Source organism: Youxingia wuxianensis (assembly GCF_014385085.1).
Classification (GTDB): domain Bacteria; phylum Bacillota; class Clostridia; order Oscillospirales; family Ruminococcaceae; genus Youxingia; species Youxingia wuxianensis.
The window spans coordinates 1-7189 of record NZ_JACRTD010000016.1 but is presented as its reverse complement, the minus strand read 5'-3'; the positions used below and the strand labels follow the sequence as shown (position 1 = coordinate 7189).

Genomic DNA, 7189 nt, shown 5'->3' with positions numbered 1-7189 from the left:
TATGAGTTCTTTTTTGGCCTTTTCGAACGATTGAATAAGCTCTGGCACCGCGCCATTTACACTTGACTCCATTCTGCCTACCGCCATTTCGGCGCGTTTTTCCCAATAGGTCATTCTGTGCCACCAGGATTACTAAAGTCATCAAACATATTTTGCGAGGCTATCTCCTGTTCTTTTGCTATGCGCTCCCGCTCGGTTGACCAATCGTCTGATAATGGGTGTACCTTCGTTTTTGTCTCGTCAGACAAGACTGTGTTGCTGGTTTGAGCTATCATCTGTACAATCTCAAGATCATTTTTAGGTTTATTGCGTGTCCATATTTGCTCCAAGTTAACATCTTGCGGCCTGCCTAGATATTTTAATATCGCCCTCACAAAACTGGTATTATCTCTAACATACCATCTGATAAAATCGAAGCGCTAGCTAAAGTTCTTCAAACTACACCTGCTTTTCTCATGGGCTGGGAGACGGACGAAAACCCTAAAATAGACAACATCTTCCCCATAACAACAAAAAAATTCCCATTGCTGGGAAATGTGGCTTGTGGAGAACCTATATTTGCGGATGAACAGTTTGAAACATTTATTGAAGCCAGCAGCGACATCAAAGCGGATTTTTGTTTGCGTGCTAAAGGCGATAGCATGACAGGCATTAGAATTTTTGATGGAGATATTGTTTTTATCCAAAAACAAGACATGGTAAACAATGGAGAAGTTGCAGCCGTTTTAATAAAAGATGACGCAACTCTTAAACGTGTTTATTATGATCGGGAAGATAACATACTTCAACTGGTTGCTGAAAACCCTTTATATAAGACTATGCGGTATACAGGAGAAGAATTAAATCAAATTAGAGTCCTTGGTAGAGCTGTAGCTTTTCAAAGTAATATAAAATAAAATCCCCTCGTTGGTGCTGGCACACTAACGAGGGGGAAGTGACCAAAAATCAGGATGAAGTGATTCTTGTCGGTCAATTGCATTATATCACTTTACACCTGATGTTTCAAGATAGGTGATAAAGTTATGAAAAATCCAAATCATTTCGGAACTATAACAAAGCTTTCAGGAAACAGACGTAGACCATATATTGTGAAAGAAGGTATATCTGGGAGACAAAAGCCAATTGGGTACGCTGCAACAAGAGAAGAAGGTTTGATTATGCTTGCCAGCTACAACAATGACCCGTGGGATATTGAAGCGGATAAAATCACTTTCCAAGAATTATATGAACTTTGGGTTGAAAAGCGGATCGGTAAATTGGGTAAATCTAATCAAAATTCTTTGAAAGCAGCTTACAGGCATTGCACCAGTTTAAACAAATTAAAGTATCGGCAGATCAAATCATACCAAATGCAAGATTGCATTGATAATTGCGGTCGTGGTTACTCCACGCAAGGGGCAATAAAAAACCTTTTAGGCCATCTTGACCGTTTCGCAATGGAACTTGATGTAGTTTCCAAATGCTGCTCTGATCTGCTTACCTCTGAACCAATACCAGAAACAAGTAAAGAAATTTTCACGGACGAAGAAGTTTCCCGGCTGTGGGAAAATCAAAATTTCCCGTGGGTGGATTCAATCCTATTCTTTCTTTATACTGGTTTCCGAATTTCAGAAATGATTGATCTGAAAACAGAAGCCGTTGACCTTGAAGCTCAAGTTATGACCGGTGGGACAAAAACGGCAGCAGGAAAAAACAGAAACGTTCCCATACATTCAAAAATTCAACACATAGTTCAAAAAAGGGTTAAACAATCCAAAACCGGGTATTTGTTCGAGTACAACGGACATAAGTTGAGTAAAACCCAATATCGGGTAATATGGGATGAAATAATGGGGACATTGAAAATGAACCACACACCACATGAGTGCCGCCATACGCTAAGAAGCCGCCTCGACTCAGCGGGCGCCAATAAGGTGTGTATTGATAGAATTATGGGCCATAAATCTAAGGAAACAGGGGAACGAGTTTATACCCATAAAAATATAGAAGAACTGAAATCTAACATTGAATTAGTAACAAATTAGTAACACTAAATGCAGAAAACCCTTTATTCATGGGCTTTTGCGCTCTTACTGGTTTTATTATATCATAAAAGCCGGCGGAAATATCCGCCGGCTTTTATCTTAATCATCATTATCAATATCCGCCAACTCCAGATCAAACCAAAATCTTACCCCGTCAGGTGTATTCTCCACACCATACTCTTGTCCGTGAAGCTGCATGATCGCTTTGACAATCGCCAGACCCAGCCCATAACTTTGCAGGTCTCGGGAGCGGGATTTATCTGCCCGGTAAAAACTGATAAACAGATTTTCCTGATCTTCCTTCGCAATCCTGCTGCCCGTATTAACCACAGAAACGCGGCACCGATTCTCAGATAGTTCTCCCGATAAAGATATCCGTCCTTGCTGTGGGGTATATTTTACAGCGTTTTCAAACAGATTTGTCACAACCTGCCCTATCTTCTGATAATCAGCATTTACAATGACATCTAAATCCGCATCAATTTCTACCTTGATATCTTTTTTGGAAGTGAGTATTCTATGGCTGTTTACAACTTGGCTGATGACCTCGTTTAGACAGAATATGGAGGTCTCCAGCTTATCTGTACCGCTTTCTAATTTGGAAAGGCTCAGAAGTTTTCCCACCATATAAGACATCTTATGACTTTCGCTGATGATAATATCACAATATTCTTTTTTCTGTGGGTTTGTTTCTCCTTCTTCCAGCGCTTCTGCATAACTGATCATCAGCGTAAGAGGCGTTTTAAAATCATGGGAAACATTTGCGATAAATTGCTGCCGCATCCGGTCGGTCTGCTGCTGACGAAGAAGATCGTTCTGTAAGATTTCATTGGCTTGCACCAGCTTATCAATATTCGCTTGCAGCTCGTCCGACATATTGTTAATACTAACCGCCAATAATCCAATCTCATCCTGGGAGGTAATCTTACACTTCTGAGAGAAGTCCATTTTGGAAATTTTATCGGCTACTTCCTGAATTTTACTCAGGGGCTTCGTTACTCTGCCCACTACCAGATAAACGAGAACGGAACCCGCGAGCAAAATAACGATAGAAAGATATGCCGTATATTTCACAGCCAGGTCCGCTGTGGATTTTAGATATCCTTTGGGCGTCTCAATCAGTAAGTAAAGGTTGTCATCCAGTCGGGTCGCTAAACCGATTTTATCCGTAAAATCATTTTTTCCCGGGGTATTATCTTCCGGCTGTAAAATAGTATAACTTTCATCCAGATCGGGAAGCAATTCCAGCAGCCACTTGTCCTCTTCTTCCCTCCCAGGAAAATTCTCCGGAGGCGCCGGGGCCTTTTCATCCCATGGCTTGACTTGATCTTTAAAGACGCGTGAGTAATAATTGCGTACTAGTGCTCCGGTTTCTTCATCCACCGAAAGTAAGCTGACAAAAGCATTTTTATTTTCTATCTGGTTTATTTCGGTATAAAATGTATCGCTGTTTTCCTCGTAAGTTTTCCGAATCGAAGCCGCGCTTGATTTCAATTCCGATACTTTGCTGTTTTGATAGAAGCCTTCAAATAAAGTAGACCCCATAAGCAAAAGTACAGAAATATTTAATATTAAGATAAAAAGGATAACAAAAAACAGCTTTTTTCTTACTGTCCATTTACTGGGCCCACTCAAATTTGTACCCAACCTTTCTGACAGTCACAATACAACTGGAATATTTCCCTAATTTTGCCCGCAGACATTTAATATGCGTATCTACCGTGCGGTCATCTCCGTTGTAATCCATATCCCAAACGGTATAGATGATTTGGTCCCGGGAGAGTACAATATTTACATTCCGAAGCAGATAATATAACAAATCAAACTCCTTCGGGGTAGTAATAATTTTTTCTCCATCCACCAGTACCGTACGTTCCCGATACAGCACCTTAATTCCCCCTACCTGCACATCACTCATATCGTTTGCATTGCTGCGGCGAAGCAGATTTTTTACCCGAGTGACCAAAATGGTGGGGCTGAACGGTTTAGAAATATATTCATCCGCACCCATATGAAACCCTGCCAACTCATCCTGCTCACTGTCCCTGGCAGTAAGCATTAAAATCGGCACATCAGATTTTTGACGAATTTCACGGCAGGCGTCAAATCCATCTTTGTTTGGCATCATAACATCCAGCATTACCAGCACCACATCTTCATTATCCTCAAACTGATCTACCGCCTGCTGGCCATCCTCCGCCTCCACAACTTTAAATCCTTCCCGTACAAGATAACTGGCTACCAGCTTCCTTATTTTCGCTTCATCTTCTGCAATTAAAATTTTATTGTCCACTTGCACCCATCCTATCTGTCAACAGACATTTACTCATATTATGTTTATAGTATGGGACGATATTGTGATAAAACTGTGATGAATAATTGTAATTTTAAATAATTCCTATATTGTTTTTAATTTTTCCCGCAAAGCGAAGAAGTCTTCCATTGCCGCCGCTTTGTTTGACGGATAACGAAGAAGCGCCGCCGGATGAAAGGTCCCCATCAAGGTAACGCCGTTTCGTTCAAAAAATTCCCCATGTTGTTTAGTAACCTTAAAATTGGGATCAATAACTGCACACGCCGCGATGCGCCCCAGGCAAACAATAATCTTTGGCTGGATTAAACGCACCTGGTTGCGCAAATAGCCGATACACGCCTCCACTTCCTCTTTTTCCGGATCGCGGTTCTGTGGCGGACGGCATTTCACCATATTAGCGATATAAACATTTTCTTCCCGAGAAAGGTCCACTGCCATCAACATTTTATCCAGCAGCTGTCCTGCCCTGCCTACAAAAGGCTCCCCTTGCAAATCCTCATTGGCCCCGGGTCCTTCCCCGATAAACATTACTTTGGCCTTTGGATTTCCTACTCCAAATACTACGTTTGTCCTGGTCTCCCATAATTTACAGTTTTTACAGGACAGGCAGGTTTCCCGCAGTAAATCAAAGTTTTCAATCATTTTTGTCCTCCATCTGTCCAGGCAGCCTGCCCGGTTATTTTCTATCGGCCCGCAAATTTTTGATAAGACCGCAATATTAAATGGGCGGGGCTGGACACGCCCGGCAAATTGAAGGTTTGCCCCCGCCGTTTGAGAAAACCGCTTCAGATTTTAGGATGCCGGCCGCAAAAGGATAGCCTAGTTTCGCAGAGAAGCGAAACCATCTCCGGATACCACCCGTGGGGGGCAAGACACGGTTTTGCCATTGTTTTTATTATAGCACAAAAAATTTCATGAAGAAATATTGTTAATTAATTATCAACCCTTGCATAATACTATACTGGAGGGTAAAATAAATACGGATTATTAAATTACTTTCGTTAGGGAGGATACATAAGTGAATTTTATTGTAGAAACATCTGCCCGTCACGTTCATGTAACTCAGCAGGACCTGGAAACATTATTGGGAAAGGGCGCGGCTTTGACACCCAAAAAAGACCTTTCTCAACCTGGACAGTTTGCCTGTGTAGAGCGTGTTGACGTGGTTGGTCCGAAAAAAACTATCTCCGGCGTTTCTATCCTGGGACCGGTAAGACCGGCAACTCAAATTGAGGTGTCCCTTTCCGATGCCAGAACCCTTGGAGTCGTCGCCCCCATCCGTGAATCCGGCGACATAAACGGATCTGCCGGCATTAAGCTTGTTGGCCCTGCTGGTGAAGTAGAGGTCGCGCAAGGACTGATTGCTGCAAAGCGTCATATCCACGCTACCCCAGCGGATGCAGAAAAATTGGGCGTGAAGGATAAGGAGATTGTAAAGGTCCGTATTCAGACAGCGGAACGTTCTTTGGTGTTTGAAGATGTCGTGGTACGCGTAAGCGAAAAATTTGCTTTGGCTATGCATATAGATACCGATGAAGCCAATGCGGCTGGCGCCTCTGGAGAAGTATACGGAGAAATTGTAAAATAAATCCTGTTTTTCAGCTGCTGTAAATGTCAAATTTACAGCAGCTTTTTTTCTATCTTATAGGAAAGAAGCGTTTGTTTTTTCGAGTAATTTTTGATAGAATATAAGTGAAAGAATGGAGGTGTCGTTTTGCCAATACAAAATCCACTATACATCCAAATAAGTAATCAAATTAACGACATGATCAGTTCCGGCGAATTAAAGTACGGTCAAAGTATTCCTTCCGAGCGGGAGCTTTCCGAATTATTTAATGTCAACCGTAAAACTTTAAGAAAAGCAACTTCCTTATTGGTAGAGGAAGGTGTTTTAGTACGTATCCGAGGCAAAGGGACTTATATTGAAAAAGCGTCCGCCTCCTATATGGTTGATAAGGTATATGGCTTTAATGAAATGCTTCGCAATAACGGTATGGAACCTAGCAGCCGTCTGCTGTATACGGAAAAGAGAAAGGCTCGACGTAAGTTCGCTAAAATTCTTAATGTGGACGAAAACGATGATATCTATCGGTTGGTTCGTCTGCGTTTAGGAAATAATCAGCCTATGGCCCTGCAGAACACTTATATTTCCTATAATATTTTTCCTCATATTGAAAAGATCGATTTTACTATGTTTTCTCTTTATGATGTGTTAAATCAATATAAAATTACTATCAAACGCACCTTAGAAAAAATTACTCCCATTATTATCAACAACCCGGAAGCTAAAATTTTAAAACGGGCGCCAGGCGCTCCTGGATTTATGACCGAAGAAACCAGTTATGATGTAAACGGCTTGATTATCGATTATACCAAAACGTATACGAATAATCTGAAAATTACCGCCGACGCATTCAGTCAAAAAGCAAATGTATCGGAATATCTCGTAAACGACGATGATACTATTCTCTAAAAAAGATCAGTTAATTTTCGTATTGCTCATAGGTACACATGCAACCTATCTCCGCCAAAGGTCAGAAAGGCGGGCGGCCGAAGCCGCCCGCCTTTCTCTAGGCTGTTTTTCTGAATATCGCTGTGACCGCCATTTTTTCAGCTTGATCGGCGGCTTATCCCCTGGCTCGATTTTTCTATCTGCTGCAAACCATAACGGCCCGCCTTCCCAAATGGGAAGGCGGGCCGTCGTGGGTTTTATGGTTAGTTGTGAAAAGGCAAATTAACTTACATAACGAGACCAGCAACCAAATATCCTAAGGCCGCCAGCACCAAGGCAATCACCATGTACGGGATCTGCGCCATGTTCTCTTCATACAGGCTCAGACTACACGCACCA

Annotated in this window: 8 protein-coding genes; 4 read left to right on the top strand and 4 right to left on the bottom strand. The window is 42.0% G+C overall.

The window, feature by feature from the left end; translation table 11 throughout:
* Positions 1 to 110 precede the first annotated feature (110 nt).
* Positions 111 to 374 carry a phage portal protein gene (locus H8705_RS13755; RefSeq protein ID WP_392392106.1) on the bottom strand — a complete coding sequence of 88 codons (264 nt, stop codon included), beginning with the start codon at positions 372 to 374 and terminating at the stop codon, positions 111 to 113.
* 81 nt (positions 375 to 455) lie between these two features.
* Here H8705_RS13755 and H8705_RS13370 point away from each other — a divergent pair, with 81 nt between their 5' ends.
* Positions 456 to 896, top strand: coding sequence for a LexA family protein (locus tag H8705_RS13370; RefSeq protein ID WP_262396291.1), 441 nt, complete (start codon positions 456 to 458; stop codon positions 894 to 896).
* 126 nt (positions 897 to 1022) lie between these two features.
* Positions 1023 to 2024 (top strand): tyrosine-type recombinase/integrase, encoded by a 1002-nt coding sequence (locus H8705_RS13365; protein WP_262396290.1) that lies wholly within the window; start codon positions 1023 to 1025, stop codon positions 2022 to 2024.
* A gap of 99 nt (positions 2025 to 2123) precedes the next feature.
* Here H8705_RS13365 and H8705_RS13360 read toward each other — a convergent pair whose 3' ends face one another.
* The 3 genes from H8705_RS13360 to H8705_RS13350 form a co-directional block, all read right to left on the bottom strand.
* The gene (locus tag H8705_RS13360; RefSeq protein WP_262396289.1) at positions 2124 to 3659 is read right to left on the bottom strand and encodes a HAMP domain-containing sensor histidine kinase; all 1536 of its coding nucleotides are present in this window, start codon (positions 3657 to 3659) and stop codon (positions 2124 to 2126) included.
* Positions 3643 to 4317: a response regulator transcription factor gene (locus tag H8705_RS13355; protein ID WP_262396288.1), complete on the bottom strand. Its 675-nt coding sequence runs from the start codon at positions 4315 to 4317 to the stop codon at positions 3643 to 3645. Before H8705_RS13355 ends, H8705_RS13360 begins: the two co-directional genes overlap by 17 nt.
* 105 nt (positions 4318 to 4422) lie before the next feature.
* Positions 4423 to 4980 (bottom strand): uracil-DNA glycosylase, encoded by a 558-nt coding sequence (locus tag H8705_RS13350; protein WP_262396287.1) that lies wholly within the window; start codon positions 4978 to 4980, stop codon positions 4423 to 4425.
* Between the two features lie 376 nt (positions 4981 to 5356).
* Here H8705_RS13350 and H8705_RS13345 point away from each other — a divergent pair, with 376 nt between their 5' ends.
* Together H8705_RS13345 and H8705_RS13340 are read left to right on the top strand one after the other, a co-directional pair.
* Positions 5357 to 5926: a phosphate propanoyltransferase gene (locus H8705_RS13345; protein WP_262396286.1), complete on the top strand. Its 570-nt coding sequence runs from the start codon at positions 5357 to 5359 to the stop codon at positions 5924 to 5926.
* Positions 5927 to 6052: 126 nt separating this feature from the next.
* The gene (locus H8705_RS13340) at positions 6053 to 6811 is read left to right on the top strand and encodes a GntR family transcriptional regulator (RefSeq protein ID WP_262396285.1); all 759 of its coding nucleotides are present in this window, start codon (positions 6053 to 6055) and stop codon (positions 6809 to 6811) included.
* Positions 6812 to 7189 lie beyond the last annotated feature (378 nt).